At 67.3% G+C, this 19,279-nt stretch carries 17 protein-coding genes; 11 read left to right on the top strand and 6 right to left on the bottom strand.

What is annotated here, in order from left to right; genetic code table 11:
• Positions 1–50: 50 nt before the first annotated feature.
• The 6 genes from DOM56_RS02695 (at position 51) to DOM56_RS02670 (ending at position 8,090) form a co-directional block, all read left to right on the top strand.
• Complete coding sequence (locus DOM56_RS02695; protein ID WP_110707361.1) at positions 51–821, top strand: DeoR family transcriptional regulator; 771 nt, start codon at positions 51–53, stop codon at positions 819–821.
• A gap of 17 nt (positions 822–838) precedes the next feature.
• Complete coding sequence (glmS, locus tag DOM56_RS02690) at positions 839–2,671, top strand: glutamine--fructose-6-phosphate transaminase (isomerizing) (RefSeq protein WP_110707360.1); 1,833 nt, start codon at positions 839–841, stop codon at positions 2,669–2,671.
• Between the two features lie 194 nt (positions 2,672–2,865).
• Positions 2,866–3,717 carry an ABC transporter ATP-binding protein gene (locus DOM56_RS02685; RefSeq protein ID WP_232822145.1) on the top strand — a complete coding sequence of 284 codons (852 nt, stop codon included), beginning with the start codon at positions 2,866–2,868 and terminating at the stop codon, positions 3,715–3,717.
• A gap of 137 nt (positions 3,718–3,854) precedes the next feature.
• The gene (locus DOM56_RS02680; RefSeq protein WP_232822144.1) at positions 3,855–4,667 is read left to right on the top strand and encodes a dipeptide/oligopeptide/nickel ABC transporter ATP-binding protein; all 813 of its coding nucleotides are present in this window, start codon (positions 3,855–3,857) and stop codon (positions 4,665–4,667) included.
• Positions 4,664–6,274 (top strand): ABC transporter substrate-binding protein, encoded by a 1,611-nt coding sequence (locus DOM56_RS02675; RefSeq protein WP_232822143.1) that lies wholly within the window; start codon positions 4,664–4,666, stop codon positions 6,272–6,274. The genes DOM56_RS02680 and DOM56_RS02675 overlap by 4 nt, the downstream gene beginning before the upstream one ends.
• Before the next feature lie 34 nt (positions 6,275–6,308).
• Positions 6,309–8,090, top strand: a complete 1,782-nt coding sequence (locus tag DOM56_RS02670; RefSeq protein WP_232822142.1) for an ABC transporter permease subunit — start codon at positions 6,309–6,311, stop codon at positions 8,088–8,090.
• A gap of 77 nt (positions 8,091–8,167) precedes the next feature.
• Here DOM56_RS02670 and DOM56_RS02665 read toward each other — a convergent pair whose 3' ends face one another.
• A complete protein-coding gene (locus DOM56_RS02665) occupies positions 8,168–9,259 on the bottom strand; it encodes a GTP-binding protein (RefSeq protein WP_110707357.1) in 1,092 nt (363 codons plus the stop codon).
• Between the two features lie 254 nt (positions 9,260–9,513).
• Here DOM56_RS02665 and DOM56_RS02660 point away from each other — a divergent pair, with 254 nt between their 5' ends.
• Complete coding sequence (locus tag DOM56_RS02660) at positions 9,514–10,698, top strand: S-(hydroxymethyl)glutathione dehydrogenase/class III alcohol dehydrogenase (RefSeq protein ID WP_110707356.1); 1,185 nt, start codon at positions 9,514–9,516, stop codon at positions 10,696–10,698.
• 118 nt (positions 10,699–10,816) lie between these two features.
• On the opposite strand, the gene DOM56_RS02655 is transcribed toward DOM56_RS02660, so the two are convergent.
• The gene (locus DOM56_RS02655) at positions 10,817–11,461 is read right to left on the bottom strand and encodes a TetR/AcrR family transcriptional regulator (protein ID WP_110707355.1); all 645 of its coding nucleotides are present in this window, start codon (positions 11,459–11,461) and stop codon (positions 10,817–10,819) included.
• 166 nt (positions 11,462–11,627) lie between these two features.
• Here DOM56_RS02655 and DOM56_RS02650 point away from each other — a divergent pair, with 166 nt between their 5' ends.
• Positions 11,628–13,670 (top strand): NADH:flavin oxidoreductase, encoded by a 2,043-nt coding sequence (locus DOM56_RS02650; protein ID WP_110707354.1) that lies wholly within the window; start codon positions 11,628–11,630, stop codon positions 13,668–13,670.
• A gap of 24 nt (positions 13,671–13,694) precedes the next feature.
• On the opposite strand, the gene DOM56_RS02645 is transcribed toward DOM56_RS02650, so the two are convergent.
• Entirely contained in the window at positions 13,695–14,504 is an 810-nt protein-coding gene (locus DOM56_RS02645; RefSeq protein WP_110707353.1) for an anti-sigma factor, read from the bottom strand.
• Positions 14,501–15,022 (bottom strand): RNA polymerase sigma factor, encoded by a 522-nt coding sequence (locus tag DOM56_RS02640; RefSeq protein WP_110707352.1) that lies wholly within the window; start codon positions 15,020–15,022, stop codon positions 14,501–14,503. The genes DOM56_RS02645 and DOM56_RS02640 overlap by 4 nt, the downstream gene beginning before the upstream one ends.
• A gap of 186 nt (positions 15,023–15,208) precedes the next feature.
• Here DOM56_RS02640 and DOM56_RS02635 point away from each other — a divergent pair, with 186 nt between their 5' ends.
• A complete protein-coding gene (locus DOM56_RS02635) occupies positions 15,209–16,282 on the top strand; it encodes a catalase family peroxidase (protein WP_110707351.1) in 1,074 nt (357 codons plus the stop codon).
• The gene (locus DOM56_RS02630; RefSeq protein ID WP_110707350.1) at positions 16,279–16,827 is read left to right on the top strand and encodes a cytochrome b; all 549 of its coding nucleotides are present in this window, start codon (positions 16,279–16,281) and stop codon (positions 16,825–16,827) included. The genes DOM56_RS02635 and DOM56_RS02630 overlap by 4 nt, the downstream gene beginning before the upstream one ends.
• Positions 16,828–17,101: 274 nt before the next feature.
• Here DOM56_RS02630 and DOM56_RS02625 read toward each other — a convergent pair whose 3' ends face one another.
• Together DOM56_RS02625 and DOM56_RS02620 are read right to left on the bottom strand one after the other, a co-directional pair.
• Positions 17,102–17,464, bottom strand: coding sequence for a hypothetical protein (locus tag DOM56_RS02625; protein ID WP_110707349.1), 363 nt, complete (start codon positions 17,462–17,464; stop codon positions 17,102–17,104).
• A 166-nt stretch (positions 17,465–17,630) separates the two neighbouring features.
• Positions 17,631–18,560 carry an oxidoreductase gene (locus DOM56_RS02620; protein ID WP_110707348.1) on the bottom strand — a complete coding sequence of 310 codons (930 nt, stop codon included), beginning with the start codon at positions 18,558–18,560 and terminating at the stop codon, positions 17,631–17,633.
• 103 nt (positions 18,561–18,663) lie between these two features.
• On the opposite strand from DOM56_RS02620, the gene DOM56_RS02615 reads away from it, so the two are divergent.
• Entirely contained in the window at positions 18,664–19,233 is a 570-nt protein-coding gene (locus DOM56_RS02615; protein WP_110715281.1) for a DUF308 domain-containing protein, read from the top strand.
• The last annotated feature ends 46 nt before the right edge of the window (positions 19,234–19,279 follow it).

Below are 19,279 nucleotides of genomic sequence, written 5' to 3'. Positions count from 1 at the left end.
ATCTGCCGGTGGAGTTTCGATGTGATCGAATTATCTTACGAAGTGAAAGAATGCCGAAACGCGATACCGCTCAGCGCCGCCATGCCATTCTCGCCTACGTCAACGAACACGGGGAAACCCCGGTCGAGACGTTGGCGAGCCGCTTCGCGATTTCAGAAGTCACCGTCCGCAAGGATCTCAACACGCTCGAGCGCAGCGGCTTGCTGCTGCGGCGCTACGGCGGCGCGGCGCCACTGCCCCAGGAGATGCTGAGCGAACCGGCGCAGTCGCTGTCGCCGTTCAAGCAGGCGATTGCCCGGGCGGCGCGAGCGCGCATCCGCGAGCACAACCGAATCATCGTCGACAGCGGCACCACCACCGCCGCGCTGATCGGCGAACTGGGCGGGCTTCGCGGTCTGGTGGTGATGACCAACTCGCTCGCCGTGGCCGGTGCGCTGCGCGAGCTGGAGTCCGAACCGGCGCTGCTGATGACCGGCGGCACCTGGGACCCGCATTCGGAATCCTTCCAGGGCCAGATCGCCGAGCAGGTGCTGCGGGCCTACGACTTTGACCAGCTCTTCGTCGGTGCCGACGGCATCGACCTCGAACGCGGCACCACCACCTACAACGAGCTGTTCGGCCTCACCCGGGTGATGGCCGAGGTCGCCCGCGAGGTGGTGGTGATGGTGGAGGCCGACAAGATCGGCCGCCGCATCCCCAATCTGGAACTTCCCTGGGCTCGTATCGACACCCTGGTGACCGACTGGCGTCTCGAGGCGGCGGATGCCGCCGCCATCGAGGCCCAGGGCGTGACGCTGGTGGTCGCCGACGCGCCCCAATAGCTTCGAGGACATCGAACATGTGTGGAATCGTCGCCGCGCTGGCAGCGCGCAACGTGCAGGGCATCCTGCTGGAAGGACTCAAGCGGCTCGAGTACCGCGGCTACGACAGCGCCGGCATGGCCGTGCTGGATAGCGACGGCGCGCTGGCGCGCCTGCGTGCGCTGGGCAAGGTCGCGGCGCTGGAGGAGAAGCTCGCTGATGGTGACCTCAAGGGGCATATCGGTATCGCCCACACTCGCTGGGCGACCCACGGCAAGCCCTCCGAGGCCAACGCTCACCCGCACGTCGCCGGGCGCCGCCTGGCACTGGTGCACAACGGCATCATCGAGAACTACGAACCGCTCAAGCGCGATCTCGAGGCCGAGGGCGTGGTGTTCGACTCCGAGACCGACACCGAAGTGGTGGCGCATCTGCTCGAACGCGCCTTTGACGCCCACGGCGATCTGCTCGCCGCGGTGCAGGCGACCCTGGCCCGGATCGATGGCGCCTACGCGCTGGCCGTGATGCACGTGGAGGCGCCACGCGAGATCGTCGGCGCGCGCAAGGGCAGCCCGCTGGTGGTCGGCGTAGGGATCGACGAGCACTTCCTTGCCTCCGACACCCTGGCGCTGCTGCAGGTCACCGACCGCTTCGTCTATCTGCAGGAGGGCGACGTGGTGCGCCTGTCGGATGCCCACGGTATCGAGATCTTCGCCGACGGCGAACCGGCCGAGCGGGCGGTGCACACCTTCGAGCATGGCGACAGCGCCGCCAGCCGCGGCGAGTATCGCCACTTCATGCTCAAGGAGATCCATGAGCAACCGGCGGTGGTCGCCGCCACCCTGGAAGGGCGTCTCAGCGGTAGTCGGGTGCTGGAGAGCAGCTTCGGGGTCGACGCCAAGGCGCTGTTCGCGCGCGTCAGGCAGATCCATATCGTCGCCTGCGGCACCAGCTATCACGCCGGCCTGGTGGCGCGTTACTGGCTGGAGAAGCTCGCCGGTATCCCGACCACGGTCGAAGTCGCTTCGGAGTATCGCTACCGCGAGGTGGTGGTGCCGGAGAATACCCTCTTCGTCACCCTCTCCCAGTCCGGCGAGACCGCCGACACCCTGGCGGCGCTACGCTATGCCAAGGGGCGTGCGGCCGGCTATCTTGGCGCCTTGGCGATCTGCAACGTGCCGGGCAGCTCGTTGACCCGCGAGTCGGATCTGGCGCTGATGACCCAGGCCGGGCCGGAGATCGGGGTCGCCTCGACCAAGGCGTTCACCACCCAGCTGGTGGCGCTGTTGCTGCTCACCCTGGCGCTGCGCCGCGAGCGCGGCGATGCCCGCGAGACGGCGCTGGTGCAGGCCTTGCGCGGGCTGCCGGCGCTGCTCGAACAGGCGCTGGAGATGGATGGCCCCATCGCCGAGCTGTCGGAGGCGTTCGCCGAGAAGCACCATGCGCTGTTCCTGGGTCGCGGCACCCAGTTTCCGATCGCCCTGGAAGGTGCGCTCAAGTTGAAGGAGATCTCCTATATCCACGCCGAGGCGTACCCGGCCGGCGAGCTCAAGCACGGGCCGCTGGCGCTGGTCGACGCCGACATGCCGGTGGTCGCCGTCGCGCCCAACGACGAACTGCTGGAAAAGCTCAAGTCCAACCTGCAGGAAGTCCGCGCCCGGGGCGGCGAGCTGTTCGTGTTCGCCGACGAAGGCGTGGCGCTGACCGCCGCCGACAACCTGCGCGTGCTCCACGTACCGCCTGTGGATGAATTGCTCGCCCCCATCGTCTACACCATTCCGCTGCAGCTGCTCTCCTACCATGTCGCCGTGCTCAAGGGCACCGACGTGGATCAGCCGCGCAACCTGGCCAAGAGCGTGACGGTGGAATAGAGCGCGCCGACGCGACGGGCCCCAGCGGGGCCCGTCGTGCCAGCCGTTGCCTCGAATCGTCCCTGACGCCAGGCAGCCCAATGTCTCCCCCGCACATACCGACCTCGCAAGCCGCTCAGACGGCGATAGCACATCTCTGAATCGTTATGTTATAACTTCGCGCTTCTCGGCCTTTCCAGCAGGAGCGTGGCGTGGTGCCCGAGCCCAGTGAGCCCGTGTTACGGGTGGACAATCTGTCGGTGCATATCGGCACGCAGCGCGTGGTGGCTGGTCTCGACTTCACCGTCGGCGCCGGTGAGCGCGTCTGTCTGATCGGCCCCTCGGGTTCGGGCAAGTCGCTCACCGCGGCGGCGATCCTCGGTATAACCCCCTCCACGGCAAGCGTCGGCGGCAGCATTCGCTTCGGCGCGCATGAGGTCGCTGGTGTGGCGGCGACGCAGCGCCCGCGAGCGCTGCGCATCGGCATGGTGTTCCAGAACACCCAGGCGGCCCTGAACCCGCTGGTGAGCGTGGGCGCCCAGTTGAGCGAGCCTTTCGTGCGCTTCCACGGGCTGTCGCGGCGGGCGGCGCGGGCCGCTGCCGCCGAGCTGCTGACGCGCATGCGCCTCACGGCGGCCACCGAGCTGTTGACGCGCTCGCCCGCCGAACTCTCCGGTGGCCAGCGCCAGCGGGTCTGCGTGGCGCTGGCGCTGGCCTGCAAGCCTTCACTGATCGTGGCCGATGAGCCGACCACGGCGCTCGATGCGCTGACCCAGGCCGAGGTGCTGACGCTGCTGCACGAGACCACCGGTGGCGCCGGGAAGCCTGCGCTGCTGTTCATCTCCCACGACATGGGGGCGGCCAGCCGACTGTGCCAGCGCGCGGTGATTCTGGAGCAGGGACGGATGATCGAGAGTGGCCCGCTGGCGGATCTGGTCGCGTCACCCCAGCAGCGCTTCACCCGCGAGCTGGTGGCCGCGATGCGCAGCGCCGAGATAACGCCCGAGATGCTGGCGGCAACTGACGCCTACTCCACCTCCGGCGCTGCTGCGGTAGGGGCGCGATGAGATACCAAGACGATTGTCACTCGGAGCGAGGCGCCAATGTCGCCCGGCCGGACGCCGATGGCTTTTCTCCAAACGCTGATGGCTCTTCTCTAAACGCTGATGGCTCCCTTCTGCGCGTCAGCGGGCTGAGCCGCTGGGTGGCCGGGCCGCGGCGTTGGGGGTGGCGGCGCGAGCGGCAGCCGATCCTCAAGGCGGTGGATTTCGCCATCCGCCCGGGGGAGTTGATCGGTCTCGCCGGGGTCTCCGGGGCGGGCAAGTCGACGCTGCTCAATCTGATGCTGGGTCTGTCACGTGCCGACAGCGGCGAGATCTGGTGCCAAGGCCGGCGTATTCGGCCCGGCTCGGTGCGCGCGCTACGCTGGTACCGTCGGGTAGTGCAGTACATCCCGCAGGACCCTGCTGCCTCCCTCGATCCGCGTATGCGGGTCCGCGAACTGGTGCGCGAGCCGCTGGTGCATCTGGACATCGATGGCGATCACCAGCGGCGGGTGAGCGAGGCGCTGGCGCAGGTGGGGCTGGATGGCAGCTTTCTCGAGCGCCGCCCCGAGTCGCTCTCGGGTGGGCAGGCGCAGCGCGTGGCGATCGCCCGGGCGATCGCGGTGCGGCCCCGGCTGCTGCTGGCGGATGAGCCGCTGAGCGGGCTCGACCTGCCGGTGCAGGCCAAGGTTACCCAGGTGCTCAAGTCGCTCAATCATGACGCCGGCATCGCCCTGCTGCTGATCTCCCACGATCTTTCGGTGGTGTGCCGGCTGTGCCAGCGCACGCTGATCCTCGATGCTGGCGAGATCATCGAAGACCGCCCCACGGCGGCACTGTTCCGCCAGCCGGCCCAGGCGCATACCGCAGCGCTGCTGCGCGCCGCCACGACTTTTTCCACCGCCTTGTCCACGCCCGTACCGCCCTCGGAGGCCGCCGGGCGCCGCCCCACGACCCAGGAGATCCCCTCGTGACCTTCCCTGCCACTGCGACTTTCGGCACCGCCGCGACGCCCCGGCGCGCCTCGACCACACGTCACCCGGCTAGCCTGCTGCGTCGCGCCCTGACGCTGCCGCTGATGGTGCTGTCGTTCTCTCTTCTCGCCGGCTGCGGGCAGGATGAGGAGACCTCGGCGGCGCGCGATGATGCTCCCGAGAAGACGCAGGAGCAGGATCGACGCATCCGCGTCGCCATGCTGCAGCCGCCGCGGTCCGGGCTCAATCCGCTCACCGACGACGCCTTCAAGCTGTCGCGCTGGAGCACCGCCGAGACGCTGATTCGGCTCGATGCCGATGGCGATCCGCAGCCGTTTCTGGCCACCGAATGGGAGCAGCTCGACCCCCAGACCTGGCGCTTCGCCATCCGCCCGGACGTGACCTTCCATGACGGCACCGCGCTGACTGCCGAGCGCGTGGTAGCCTCGCTCACCGCCGCGACCAACGCCGTGCCCAAACCGCGCATTCTCGACGGGGTCGAGATGCACATCGAGGCCGACGGCGAGAATGCCGTCATCGTGCGCACCGCGGATACCGATCCGCTGGTGCCCAACCGGCTCTCCAGCCCGCAACTGGCGATCATGGCGGCGAGAGCCTACGCCCAGGCGGGTCACGTCGATCCCATCCGTGCGGGTACCGGGCCCTTCGTGCTCACCGACATCAACGGCACCCAGAGCGCTACCCTTGAGCGTTTCGACGGCTACTGGGGCGAGCGTGCCGAACTCGCCGGCATCGATGCCGACTACGTGCCCGATGGCACCGCCCGTGGCGCGGCGCTGCGTACCGGTACGGCGGACGTGGTCGAAGCGGTGCCGGTGTCGCAGGTGGCGCTGATCGACCCGACGCTGATTCACGAAGTGCCGATGCCGCGCACCAACACCCTCTATCTCAATACCGCCTCCGGGCCGTTCCAGGACCCGACCCTGCGTGCCGCGGCACGCGAGGCACTCGACCGTGGTGCCATCGTGCGCACCGTCTACGAGGGTCGTGCCGACGCCGCCGAGGGGCTGCTGGGCCCGGCGCTGGCCTGGGCGAGCGAGGTACGCCAGCCTGTTCAGCGCACCGCGGCCGCCGAGCCGAAGGGGGCTTCCATCACCCTGGCCACCTTCACCGATCGTGCCGAGTTGCCGGAAGTGGCGGTACTGCTCGAGCAGCAGCTCGAGGCGGCGGGCTTCGACGTCCAGCAGGAGGTACGCCAGTACGCGCATATCGAATCCGACATGCTGGCGGGCAAGTTCGACGCCTTCATTCTGTCGCGGGCGACCCTGCTCGACTCCGGTGATCCGGTCGCCTACATGGTCAGCGACTTCTCCTGCGCGGGCTCGTTCAACATCGCTCAGCTGTGCGACCCGGCGATCGATGCGGCGCTGGCCAAGGCCGGCGATCTGCCGCCGGGGCCCGAGCGTCGCCAGGCGATCATCGCTGCCGAGGCCGCGATCCTGAAAACGGACGCCGCGGTACCCATGCTCCACGAGCGGGTGATCCAGGGCGAGGCCACCGACGTGGTCGACGCCGTGCGCGACCCGCGCGAGCGCGAACTGATCAACGAGCACACCCACTTCCGTCAGGCTGACGATGCCCGCTAGTCAGCCAGCGAGTGTGATCCCGCGGTCTGCCTGGGTGGCTTGGCGATGGGTGGCGTGGCGCTGGGAGGCGTGGCAGCGCCTGCTGCCGACGCTGTCACGACTGGTGACGCTGGCCGGCGTGGTGGTGCTGGTGGGGCTGCTGCCGTGGCTCTCCGGGCGCGATCCGGCGCTCAGCATTCTGCGCGCCCGCGCCGGCGATCAGAACCCGAGCGCGGAGGCGCTGGATGCCATCCGTGCCCAGCTCGGCCTGGCCATGGGGCCGTTCGAGAAGCTGGGGCACTGGCTGAGCGGGCTGTTCCGGGGCGATGCTGGCGTTTCTTGGATTTCCGGCACCCCGGTGCTGCCGGGCATGCTGCAGGCAGCCCAGGTCTCGCTGACGCTGATGGCGGCAGCGCTGGGCGTGGCGCTGGTGGTCACCTTGCTGATCTGTCTGCCGACGCTCAAGCGCGGGCTTGCCGGCGAGGCGACGCCGACCTCCGGTGCGCTGGGGGCGACGCTCACCGCGCTGCCGGAATTTCTGCTCGCGGCACTGCTGCTGGTGGTTTTTGCCGCCTGGCTACGCTGGCTGCCGCCCTATGGCTGGGGTGACTGGCGCCATCTGATCCTGCCGGCGGTGGCCCTCGGTCTGCCTGGCGGTGGGCTGCTCGGGCGTCTGTTCAGCGATGCGCTGACGGCGGCGTTCTCCGAGCGCTGGTTGGTGACCTGGCACGTGGCCGGTTTTGCGCGCCGACGTATCGCCCTGGCGGCGATCCAGCGCACCTTGCCCAGCCTGCTGCCACAGGTGGGGCTGGTCATGGTGGGGCTGACCGGCGGCGCGATCGCGGTGGAGCAAGTGTTCTCCATCCCCGGGCTGGGGCGGGCCACCCTGGGGGCGGCCTCGGCGCAGGATCTGCCGGCGCTGCAGACCGGTATTCTCATACTGATCGTCATCGCCATCGTGCTCGGCGGTAGCGCCAACCTGTGCCGAACGCTGCTGCTGGGGCGCACGCTGCGTGCCGGCGCGGTGCCGGTGGCAGTGACGCCACCCCATCCCGGGCGCTGGCGCTGGCTGGTACCTGCCCTGGCGGCGTTAGCGCTCGCGCTGATCATCGTCGCGGGGCTGGGGCGCGACCCGCTGAGTTCGGCCTACCTGCGGCTGCAGCCGCCGAGCCTGGCGCTGCCGCTGGGGGCCGACGGGATCGGTCGCGACATTCTGGCTAGGGTCAGCCATGGCGCGCTCTCGACCATGGGCATGGCGCTGCTGGCGGTGGGCATCAGCTTTCTGCTCGGAGTGACGATCGGACTGATGCCGCGTCTCGCCGCCGGGCCGATCGAGATCACCAATGCCACCCCGCCGGTGATCGCCGGGCTGATCGTCGCCGGCCTGATGGGGCCGAGCGCCAGCGGCGCGGTGATCGCGGTCACCCTGGTCAGCTGGGCGCCACTGGCGGCCCATACCGCGGCGCTGGTGGCCGAGACGCTGGGCCAGCCGCACGTGCGCATCACCCCGATGCTCGGCGTGGGGCGGCTGCGGCTGCTCACCCGCTATCTGCTGCCGGCGGTGGTCGGCCCGGTGTTTCGCCACGCCATGCTGCGTCTGCCGGGCACCGCACTGGCGCTGGCGGCGCTGGGCTTTCTCGGGCTGGGGCCACGGCCACCGGCGCCGGAGTGGGGGCTGCTGCTGGCCGAGAGCTTGCCCTATCTCGAACGCGCGCCCTGGGCGGTGCTGGTACCCGCGCTGGCACTGGTGCTGATGTCGATCCTGGCGGTCTCGCTCTCCAGCGCCGGGTCGCTGCCGCGGTGGCGCTCGCGGGGAGTAGCGCCGGCCCCGGCCTGAATGCCTCCGGCAACCCCGATCCTCGCCGGACTCGACGCCCCGCGGCACCGATAACATCTCGGTACCGCGGGGTGTTTCTATGTGACTGCCACCAACACGCTCTCCAGCGATTCGCGCGGGATGTCCCGGGTGATGAACACCAGCCGCGAGCGGCGGTCTTCGTCGGGCCAGGCGTCGAGCTCCACCGGCGGGTGGAAGATGTGCTGCACGCCATGGATCACGGTGGGGCGCTCGCGCCCGACGAGGTTGAGGATGCCCTTGATGCGCAGCATGTTCTCGCCCATCAGCGCCGTCATCAGCTCGAGCCAGGCTTCGAAGCGGCCGAGTTCGATCGGTGCGTCCAGGGTGAAGCAGTGGGCGCGAATGCGGTCGTCGTGACGGTTGGGGTCCCGGGCGGGATCGGACGCGCCGCTGCCCACCGGCGTGAGCAGTGACCCGGCAGCCGCGGGGCCGGTGCTGAAGGCCAGCCCGGCCAGACTCGGTGGCTGGGCGTAGGCATCGATCCAGCGGGCGAGATCGGGGCGGGTACCGTCTGCCCCCATCAGGCCCAGCCCGGTCAAGGCGCTGGCTTCGATCTCGCCCTGGACGACATGGCGCTGGCCGGCCCCCGGATTGATCTCGGCCAGCCGCCGGGCGAGTGCCGCCAGCGCCTCTAGAGGCGCCAGATCGGCCTTGGTCAGCAGCAGGCGGTCGGCCACCGCGGCCTGCTTGAGCGCTTCCGCGTGCTGGTCGAGGGTGGCGCCGCCGTGGACGGCATCGACGGTAGTGACGATGCCGTCGAGCCGGTACTGGCCGACCAGCCTGGGCTCGGTCATCAGGGTATGCAGGATCGGCGCCGGATCGGCCAGTCCGGTGGTCTCGATCACCACGCGGTCGAACTGGCGCCGACCCTCCCGGGCGTAGCGCCAGGGCGCATCGCGCAGCGTGCGGGCGAGGTCGCCGCGGATGGTGCAGCACAGGCAGCCGCTCTCCAGCGCCACCACCTCGGTCTCGTCGGTGGCGCTGAACAGGCGATGATCGAGCCCGATCTCGCCGAACTCGTTGATGATCACCAGGGTGCGGTCCATGTCGGGCTGGCGGACCAGACGATTGAGCAGGGTGGTCTTGCCGCTGCCGAGAAAGCCGGTCAGCAGGGTGACGGGGATCGGGGTCGTCGCGGTCTTGGGCATGGCAGTCGGACCAGAGGGCGGATGAGTGTCGTCGGTGGAAAGCTTTCTGTCGGAAACCGATAGCGCGTCAGAATTGTTATGTTATAACGTATCCTACGTTAGCCATGTCGGTATCGTCACGAGTGTAGCGTGTCGACCCGCCGACGTGACGCCCTCAAGGCCACTACGCCACGTCTCGACTCAACGTCGCTATTCACAGTCACGACTCAGGGTCACTGCGACCTTGCCTCACTTTTTCGTTGACGGAGGTCCTCATGAAAACGCGCGCCGCCATTGCCTGGGAGCCGAACCGCCCGCTGGAGATCGAAGAGATCGATCTCGAAGGGCCCAAGGCGGGCGAGGTGTTGGTCCGAATCGTCACCACCAGCCTCTGCCACACCGACATGTTCACGCTCTCGGGGCGCGATCCCGAAGGGCTCTTCCCCTGCGTGCTGGGGCACGAGGGCGTGGGTATCGTCGAGGAGATCGGCAAGGGCGTGACTTCGGTCGCCCCGGGCGATCACATCATCCCGCTCTACACCCCGGAAGACCCCAACTGCTCCTATATCCAGTCCGGCAAGACCAACCTGTGCCAGACGATTCGCAAGACTCAGGGGCAGGGGCTGATGCCGGACGGCACCAGCCGCTTCTCCTACAAGGGCAAGATGCTGCGCCACTACATGGGCACCAGCACCTTTAGCGAGTACACCGTGCTGCCGGAGATCGCGGTGGCCAAGATCAACCCCGAGGCGCCGCTGTCCAAGGCGTGCGTGATGGGCTGTGCGGTGCCCACCGGTATCGGCGCGGTGCGCAACACCGCCAAGGTGCAGCCGGGGGATACCGTCGCGGTCTTCGGCCTCGGCGCGGTGGGCATGGCGGTGATCCAGGGCGCCAAGCTGCAGGGCGCGGGGCGGATCATCGGGATCGACGTCAATCCGGCCAAGTTCGCCCTGGCCGAGTCGCTGGGCGCCACCGAGTGCCTGAATCCGAACGAGCACCCCGAGCCGCTGCACGAAGTGATCATCGATATGACCAACGGCGGCGTCGACTTCTCCTTCGAGTGTGTCGGCAACGTGCGCCTGATGCGCGCGGCGCTGGAGTGCTGCCACAAGGGCTGGGGCGAGAGCATCATCATCGGCGTCGCCGGCGCCGGCGAAGAGATCGCCACGCGGCCGTTCCAGCTGGTCACCGGGCGGGTCTGGCGCGGCAGCGCCTTCGGTGGCGTGCTGGGGCGCTCGGAGCTGCCGGGCATGGTCGACGAGTGGCTGTCTGGGCGCTTCGACGTCGACCCCTACATCACCCACAACATGACCCACGATCGCATCAATACGGCATTCGATCTGCTCCACCGCGGTGAGGCGATCCGCTCGGTGATCCACTACCAGCCGCAGGAGACGATGACCGGCGATCTACCCGGAGTGACCCTCGGCGACAACAAGAAAACCCCCGAGCCTGCCTGATCGCAGTGCCTTAGCTGAGGCCTAGCTCACAGCGACGCCCGACCCACTGGAGTCGGGCGTCGTCGTCTTGGCGGCCCATCTCAGGATGCCGGGCGAGCGCTGCCGACCTCTTGCGAGATCACGTGGCGCCCTCCGCCGGGGCCGCCGAGCTGGGAAAGCGCGCGCGATGGCGGTCGGCGAAGCGTGCCAGGTCCGCTTCGGTGCAGGGCTGACCGGTAAATATGCGAACGTACTCGGCGACCCGGGTGATGCGCGTGTCCTGGCTCTCTTGGGTGTGCATGGAGATGTAGCCGATCTGGAGCAGGTAGACGGTGCGCGCCCGGGTATCGGCTTCCAGCTCGGGATAACCGAAGCGCGCGAACATCGCCTGCAGCGCGGCCAGACGTTCGCCGTCGGCCTGCTGGACGCGCTCGGCCACCGCCGGGTCCTGCAGGCTCCAACTGCGCACGGCGTACTCGAACTCGGAGTCGAAGATCGCCGGGTCGAACCAGCAGTCGAAGACGTTGAGCGTGGCCTCGACGATCGAGGCGGCGTAGCGCTCGCTCTGGTCGATGACGGCCCGGGTGTTCTGCGCTTCCCAGCGCGCCAGCAGCGCCTCCAGGATCTCCTCGCGATCCTTGAACAGCCAGTAGAAGCTGGTCCGCGAGGTCTTCAACTGCTTGGCCAGCGGCACGATCTTGACCGCACCGACCCCGGCGCCGATCAGCAGCGTGTAAGCCGCATCGACCCAGGCCTTGCGGTTGTTGGCGCGTTCGTCTTTCACGATGAGTCCTTGGTGACGAGGGGCAGGAGGCTGAGCGTAGCAGGCCGGAGGCCGGTGTTTTAGACCCTACTTGACCTTTCGTGTACATCAGTGTCATTAAAATTGACAGTGATGTACAGGCGGCGCTAGCGTGGAGTCCACCCCACAACAACAAGGGTGCCTGGCCGTGAAGAACGATCCCCTGCTACAGCCGCTGACGATCAAGAACCTGACGCTCAAGAACCGCGTCATGCTGACCTCCCACGAGCCCGCCTATCCCGAGGACGGCCTGCCCAAGGCGCGCTATCGGGCCTATCACGTCGAGCGCGCCAAGGCCGGTGTGGCGCTGACCATGACCGCCGGCTCGGCGGCGGTATCCCGGGATAGCCCGCCGGTGTTCAACAACATCCTCGCCTATCAGGACGAGGTGGTACCGTGGATGCGCGAGCTGAGCGACGCCTGCCACGAGCACGGCACCGCGGTGATGATCCAGCTCACCCATCTGGGCCGGCGCACGCGCTGGGACAAGGGCGACTGGCTGCCGGTGCTATCGGCGTCCCATCACCGCGAGGTCGCTCACCGGGCCTATCCCAAGAAGGCCGAGCCGTGGGATATCGAGCGTGTGATCCAAGACTATGTCGATGCTGCCGAGCGCATGCATGCCGCGGGGCTCGACGGGCTCGAGATCCAGGCCTATGGCCATCTCATGGATCAGTTCTGGTCGCCCCTGACCAACGAGCTCGACGGCCCCTACGGCGGCAGCCTGGACAATCGCCTGCGCTTCACCTTCGAGGTGCTCTCGGCGATTCGTGCCCGGGTCGGCGACGACTTCCTGCTGGGCGTGCGCTACACCGGCGACGAGTGTCTGCCCGGTGGCCTCGACGCCAATGACGGCATGGAGATCTCGCGCCGGCTCAAGCACAGTGGACTGATCGACTTTCTCAACGTGGTCAAGGGGCACATCGACACCGATGCCGGCCTCACCGACGTCATCCCCATCCAGGGCATGCCCAGCGCCCCGCACCTCGACTTCGCCGGCGACATCAAGCGCGAGGTCGACTTCCCCCTCTTCCACGGCGCCAAGATCCAGGACGTCGCCACCGCGCGTCACGCCATCTCCTCGGGCAAGGTCGACATGATCGGCATGACCCGCGCGCACATGGCCGACCCCCACCTGATGCGCAAGGTGATCGAGGGGCGCGAGGCGGAGATCCGGCCCTGTGTCGGTGCCAACTACTGCCTCGATCGCATCTATCAGGGCGGTGCCGCCTACTGTATCCACAACCCGGCCACCGGGCGCGAGACGAGCATGCCGCACACCATTGCCCCGGCCGTGACGCGGCGCAAGGTGGTGGTGATTGGAACCGGCCCCGGGGGGATGGAAGTGGCCCGGGTCGCTGCCGAGCGTGGCCATGAGGTGGTGGTGTTCGAGGCCGCCGACGCCCCGGGCGGGCAGATTCGCCTCACCGCCCAGAGCGAGCGTCGGCGCGAGATGATGGGCATCATCGACTGGCGCTACGAGCGCTGCCAGGCGCTGGGCGTCACCTTCCACTTCAACGTCTTCGCCGAGCAGGAGGAGGTGGTCGCCGAGTCGCCGGACGTGGTCATCGTCGCCACCGGCGGGCTGCCCAACGAGCAGGCGCTGAGCCAGGGCAACGAACTGGCGGTGACCGGCTGGGACATTCTCTCTGGACATGCCAAGCCGGGGCGCAATGTGCTGGTCTACGACGATGCGGGTGATCACACCGCGCTGCAGGCCGCCGAGATCATCGCCAGGAGCGGGGCCCGGGTCGAGTACATGACCGCCGACCGCGCGCTGGCGCCCGAGGTGATGGCGATGAACCTGGTGCCCTACCTGCGCGCGCTGCAGGTGCTCGATACCACCTTCACGCCGACCTTTCGCCTGGTCGCGCTGCGCCGGGAAGGCGACGAGCTGGTGGCCTCGGTGGAGAGCGACTACACCCGCGTCGGCAAGGAGCGCCGCATCGATCAGGTGGTGGTCAACTTCGGCACCCTGCCCATGGACGATCTCTACGAGTCGCTCAAGCCTCTCTCGAGCAACCAGGGCGCGGTGGACTACGACAAGCTGATCGTGGGTGACCCGCAGCCGATCGTGAAGCCGGCGGACGCGGCCGAGGGATTCCAGCTGTTCCGTATCGGCGATGCGATCTCGCATCGCAACACCCATGCCGCGATCTACGACGCCCTGCGTCTGGTCAAGGATCTGTGAGCGACGTCACGCGAATGGCACGGCTCAACTCTCGCGCAGCATCTGCTCCAGCATCGCGGCGTTGGGGTCGTCGGGCTGGCTGACGATGGCATAGTTGTAGTTGCCCTTCGACCAGTACTGCGCCATGAGCTTGCCGTCGACTCGCTTGCCCGGCGCCAGCATGTGGTGGCCGGCCCCCGGCGGGCGGATATACATCATCATCTGGCGCCCGCTCCGGTCGCGATAGACCACCATCGCTGCGGGCCCTTGGTCGGTGGCAAGCAGGCGCGCATCGGTCATCTCCAGGCCGGCGGCGCTGAGATCCGGGGGCATGATCCCGTCGCTGAAGTGGGCCTGGAATAACCTGGCGATCTGTTCCCGACCGTGGCTGGCCGACGCAGGCGCGGTGGTGTCACTGGCATCGACGATAGGGTCCTCGTCGATGGCGTCATGGCCGTCGAACGAGGCGTCAGCGGTGAACAGGCGGTAGGCCTGGACCGCATCCGCCATCGGCGGTGGCGAGTCCGGAGTCGTCATGTCGCGCATCGTCCAGCCGCCGCTCAGGCCGATACCCAGGGCCATGACCAGCATGGCGGCCGTGGCCAGCCAGCGCCGCTGCCCCGCTCGCTGACGGCGGCGAATCGCGGCCGGATCGAGTGCGGGGTTGGCCGGCCACTGTTCCGGATTGGCGTAGCGCGCGCGCAAGTGTTGGGCGTCCCGACGCCAAGCCTCGAGTTCCGCCGCCCGCTCCGGATTGGCCTGGAGCCAGGCTGCCACCCACTGCCGGCGCTCGGCGTCCAGCTGGTCGTCGAGATAGGCGTGCAGGTCCTGTTCGGTGGGGCGATTCGGGTTCATTTGAGCCTCCTGAGTGACGGTGCCGGACGCTTCTCGCGCGGTTCTCCCTCATCCAGCTCGCGCAGGGATCGACGCGCTCGCGAGAGTCGCGACATGACCGTCCCCATCGGAATATCCAGGGTCTCGCTCACCTCGCGATAGCTCAACCCCTCCACCGAAACGAGCATGAGCAGGGCCCGCTGTTCGGGGGGCAACTGGTCGAAGGCGTCCCAACTGGCGTTGGCCACGACGATATCTTCCGCCGAGGCGCTGGTCTGGGGTTCGCTGGTGAACAGCTGCAGCAGCCGGGCATAGCGCCCGGCGCGACGCCGACCGTCAAGAAACTGCCGGTACAGAATCGAAAACAGCCAGGCGCGAAGGTCGCCGTCGGGGCGGCGGCGCTGCCAGTGGCCGATCGCTTTCTCCATCGTCGCCTGCACCAGATCGTCGGCATCACCGGGATCCTGGGTCAGCGACACGGCGAAGCGCCGCAAACGGGGCAGTATGTCACGCAGTTGATCGTCATCGGGTGGATTCATGGAGGTTCCAGCGTATCGAAGGAAGTCGCTGTAGGACGAACCGGAGGGGATTCTATTCCCTTTCGTCGTCAAGGGAGTCGTCAATCGCTCGACGGCGGGGTTCGGGCAACGGATGAGCGAGCGGGAATAAAGTATCGGCAGCGGCGTCCTACTCGCTCCATGCAGGCCACTCACCCCGGAGCAGACATGACCCCGAAACCCCCACCACCGCTGAACACGCTATTCCGGTTCACGGTCATCGGACTCGTTGTCGCCATCCTGGCGACGGCCTTCGCCTATGTTGGCGGCTGGCTGGACCCCGATCGGCTGACCCCGGATCGGATGATCGATACGCTGGAAGACAATGCCGGCGTTCACGAAGGTTACCGCCGCAATCACGCCAAGGGGTACTGCGTGGTGGGCAGTTTCGAGAGCAGTGGCAATGCAGAGAGCCTGTCGCGTGCCACGGTTTTCGCGACGGGACAGGTCAGCCCGCTCATCGGCCGCCTGGCGATCCCCGGAGGCAACCCCCATGCCGATGATGGCATGCCGCCGATACGCAGTTTCGCCCTGCAATTCGAGTTGCCGAACGGCGAGCAGTGGCGGACCGCGATGAACGCGATGCCGGTGTTCCCGGTATCGACGCCACAGGCGTTCTGGGAACTGTTGCAAGCCTCCCAGCCGGATTCCCGCAGCGGCAAGCCGGACCCCGCGAAGATGGGGGCCTTCTTTGCCGACCATCCGGAAACCAAGCCATTCCTGGCCTGGGTGAAAACCGCCCGGCACTCCTCGAGTTTCGTCAATGTCGAGTACAACAGTCTCGATGCCTTCCGCTTCATCGATGCCGGCGGGACGACCCACTTCGTGCGCTGGGGACTGGTACCGGAAGCGCCGTTCACGCCGATGACCGATGCCCAGAAGCAGGATCCCGATTTCCTCTCCCGAGACCTGCGGGAACGCCTGGATAAAGGGGCCCAGCGCTGGCACCTGATCGTGACCGTCGCCAACCCCGGCGATCCCACCAACGATGCCACCCTGGCCTGGCCCGCGGACCGCCGCCAGATCGATGCCGGCATCGTCACCATCGATCGGGCCCAGGATCAGGCCGACGGCCCCTGTCGCGACATCAACTACGATCCGCTGGTGCTGCCCGACGGTATCGCCGGCTCCGATGACCCGCTGTTGAGCGCCCGCTCCGCCGCCTATTCGGAATCCTACAACCGACGCATTCGCGAGGAGGCCGAATCGGCGACCTCCTCGACCCAGGAGCCACGATCATGAACCCGCGGACTGCCGTTACCTTCTCCCTCCCTGCCCGTCTGCTTCACTGGCTGATGGCGATCATGATCCTGACGATGCTGTTTGTCGGCGTCGGTATGGTGGCCACGGTCTCCGAGCGTCACGTATGGCTCGTGCAACTGCATAAACCGCTGGGAATCGCGATTCTCGCGCTGGTTATCGTGCGGCTTCTGGTGCGCTGGCGATACGGCACCCCGGCGCTGCCCGCGGACCTGCCGCCCTGGCAGCGCCTTTCCGCCCATCTCTCCCACTGGATGCTGTATGCGCTGATGCTGGCGATGCCGCTGATCGGCTGGACCATGCTCTCGGCTGGCGGTTATCCGGTCACCCTCTTTGCCGGCGTCACGCTACCGGACCTGGTCTCGCCATCTCCCACGCTCTACAGCGCGTTGCGTTTCGCCCACACCTGGTTGGCGCTGAGCCTGTTCGCGCTCATCCTCCTTCACCTGGCGGCAGCCTTGTACCACGGCTTGATTCGTCGGGACGGCGTACTGGCCAGCATGACGAAAGGCCGTCGTAAGCCCTGAATCATGGGTCGCCTTTTCAGAGAAAAGACGATTGGATTTTGACTTGAAGAAAGCGATCGGGGGAGGCGTAATTCCACACCCGATCGCTGTCAAAGTTACCTGGCGATACCAGACAACTGCCATGTCGATATTGATAAAAATAAGTGAATAACGGTATGGAGAAGCAAGAAATAACCCCGGGTTATAGAGAAGGGTTATAGAGTGGTAAGACACTAAAAAGCCGAGGTGATCAGTCTCGACTCTGACATCGCGGCCGCTCTCCATCAAGCGTCTTTCAGGCGGGGTCCACGCGGTAGAGACGTTTCACTACATCCATCTGAGCCGCACTCTGCCCTTCCGCTATCAAGCTCTGCTGGGCCCAGCCCAGCGCTTTCATGGTGGTCATTCCGGTGCGGTGCTGTTCGGCACGCAGCGCATTGGCGCTGGCTTCGCTTTGGCCGGCGCCGATATCCAGGCGCCAGGCGCCGAACTGGTTGGCCGTCATCATCGCCGGCTGCAGATTCAGCGGCTGGTGCAGTCGCTGCATGGCTTCCTGCTGGGCGATGCTATCGTCGGCCTGCGCCAGCACGGGCAGAAATCCGGCAAGCGCCACGGCGGCGGCGACTCGGGCCAGGTGGGACACTATCTGGGTTTTCATCATCGACTCCTGTCATCGAAATGCCTGCGACCTCGACATGGGGCCGCGGTCGACAGCGGAAGAATTTCTGTCACTGTCGGCTGCAGGTAAGACGAGTGACACTGCGATCTATTCCTCGCTTCCGATAATGAAATTCGATGGTGACACCAGTCCGCTGAGTGCGTCTTCAACCATCCGATGACCACGCCGCCCCGGTCAATTCACACGACACCGTCCATAGCCGATCTTCCACCGCCTGATCCCTGGCCGAGGTGCTGCGATGGGCGCGCTTGGGTGCGCCGCGGGTCTCGCTGAAGCCGTCGGGGCCGAAGTAGTCGCCGGGGCGCACGTCGTCGGCGAGAGCGGCATGAAGCGTGGGCCTGGCGCCCTGGTCGGCGGATTGGCTGATCAGCGGCATCACCAGCTTGAACGCCTGGCCAATCAGGGCGCGACTCTTCACCCCGGCATCGAACAGCGCCGTGCGGGAGAGCCCGGGATGGGCGGCGACGCTCAACAACCCCCAGCCGTGCCGGTCGCTCTGCCGCTGCAGCGCCTGGGCGAACAGCAGCATGGCGAGCTTCGATTGCCGGTAGGCGCGCCACGGGTCGTAGTCGCGCTCGCCATTCAGGTCATCGAAAGCGATCTTCCCGCCGCGATGCGCCAGGCTCGAGAGCTGGACGACGCGGGCAGGCGCGGAATCCCCCGACGAGGCGGCGACCAGCAGCGGCAGCAGCAGGCTGGTGAGCAGGAAGTGGCCGAGATAGTTGACCCCGAACTGGCGCTCGAAGCCGTCCTCGGTACGCTCGCGCTTGGGCAGCGCCATGATGCCGGCGTTGTTGATCAGCCGGTGCAGCTCGGTTTCGCGCTCGTGCAGGCGCGCGGCAAACTGGCGCACCGACGCGAGACTGTCGAGATCGAGCCACTCGAAGCGAACCTCGGCGCCGGGCTGATGGGCGCGCACCGCGTGGCAGGCGAGCTTGCCCTTGTCGGCATTGCGCCCGGCGACGATGACGCGATACCCGTTCGCTGCCAAGCCCTTGGCAGTCTCCAGTCCGAGTCCGGCGGTGGCGCCGGTGACGATGGCCAGCGGCGCTGCCGCCGGGGCGGATTCGGTCATCGAAGTCACTCCCGTGAAGGTCTATGTTGAAGATCGGTATTGAACGATGGAGTCGGTGCAGCGTTCAGGTTTCCTCGAACAGGGATATCAATGGGAGTCGTCAATGGCAACGAGAAGTCTCATCGGACGTAGCTGGTGGATCCTGATGGCGTTCGGCGTCATCGCCATCGTATTCGGCCTGATCGCGGTGTTTCAGCCGCTGGCCGCCATCGCGGCGTTGACCTGGATCATGGGCATCATGGCACTGGCGGAAGGCGTCTCCACGCTGTTCATGACGGCGACGGCCTATCGAGGCGCGGGCAAGGGATGGCTGATCGGCTACGGCGTGCTGTCGATACTGTTCGGCCTGCTCGCGATCTTCGATCCGCTCTCCATGGCCAGCGCGCTGCTGGTGCTGGTGGGTATCTGGCTGATCATCGCCGGCGTCTATCGCCTGCTGCTGGGGCTGCGCATTCGCCGCCCGGTGGCCGGCCAGGGCTGGGCCGCGCCCGGCGAGGGATGGACCGTTCTCAGTGGGGTGCTGGCGCTGCTGCTGGGCATCCTGCTCGTCGTCAGCCCGCTCAGCGGCCTGGTGGCCACTGCGCTGTGGATCGGGATCGTCGCGCTGGTCTACGGCGTCATCCAGGTGATCGCGGCGTTGCGGGTGCGCAAGATGTTCGCCGGCCCTCGCTAGCGAGGGCCGCAATGTCCAGAGAGCGCCCAGGCGATCGGGCGCGCTC

The organism is Salinicola sp. CR57 (assembly GCF_003206585.1).
GTDB classification, from domain to species: domain Bacteria; phylum Pseudomonadota; class Gammaproteobacteria; order Pseudomonadales; family Halomonadaceae; genus Salinicola; species Salinicola lusitanus.
Note: the sequence above shows the minus strand (reverse complement) of the source record. Positions and strands in the feature narration are given on the sequence as shown.

Excerpts from the sequence above, each read along its gene's own strand:
- DOM56_RS02695 (WP_110707361.1), top strand. The coding sequence starts at position 51 with ATGCCGAAACGCGATACCGCTCAGCGCCGCCATGCCATTCTCGCCTAC.
- glmS (WP_110707360.1), top strand. The coding sequence starts at position 839 with ATGTGTGGAATCGTCGCCGCGCTGGCAGCGCGCAACGTGCAGGGCATC.
- DOM56_RS02665 (WP_110707357.1), bottom strand. The coding sequence starts at position 9,259 with ATGCCCAAGACCGCGACGACCCCGATCCCCGTCACCCTGCTGACCGGC.
- DOM56_RS02660 (WP_110707356.1), top strand. The coding sequence starts at position 9,514 with ATGAAAACGCGCGCCGCCATTGCCTGGGAGCCGAACCGCCCGCTGGAG.
- DOM56_RS02645 (WP_110707353.1), bottom strand. The coding sequence starts at position 14,504 with ATGAACCCGAATCGCCCCACCGAACAGGACCTGCACGCCTATCTCGAC.
- DOM56_RS02640 (WP_110707352.1), bottom strand. The coding sequence starts at position 15,022 with ATGAATCCACCCGATGACGATCAACTGCGTGACATACTGCCCCGTTTG.
- DOM56_RS02635 (WP_110707351.1), top strand. The coding sequence starts at position 15,209 with ATGACCCCGAAACCCCCACCACCGCTGAACACGCTATTCCGGTTCACG.
- DOM56_RS02630 (WP_110707350.1), top strand. The coding sequence starts at position 16,279 with ATGAACCCGCGGACTGCCGTTACCTTCTCCCTCCCTGCCCGTCTGCTT.
- DOM56_RS02625 (WP_110707349.1), bottom strand. The coding sequence starts at position 17,464 with ATGAAAACCCAGATAGTGTCCCACCTGGCCCGAGTCGCCGCCGCCGTG.
- DOM56_RS02620 (WP_110707348.1), bottom strand. The coding sequence starts at position 18,560 with ATGACCGAATCCGCCCCGGCGGCAGCGCCGCTGGCCATCGTCACCGGC.
- DOM56_RS02615 (WP_110715281.1), top strand. The coding sequence starts at position 18,664 with ATGGCAACGAGAAGTCTCATCGGACGTAGCTGGTGGATCCTGATGGCG.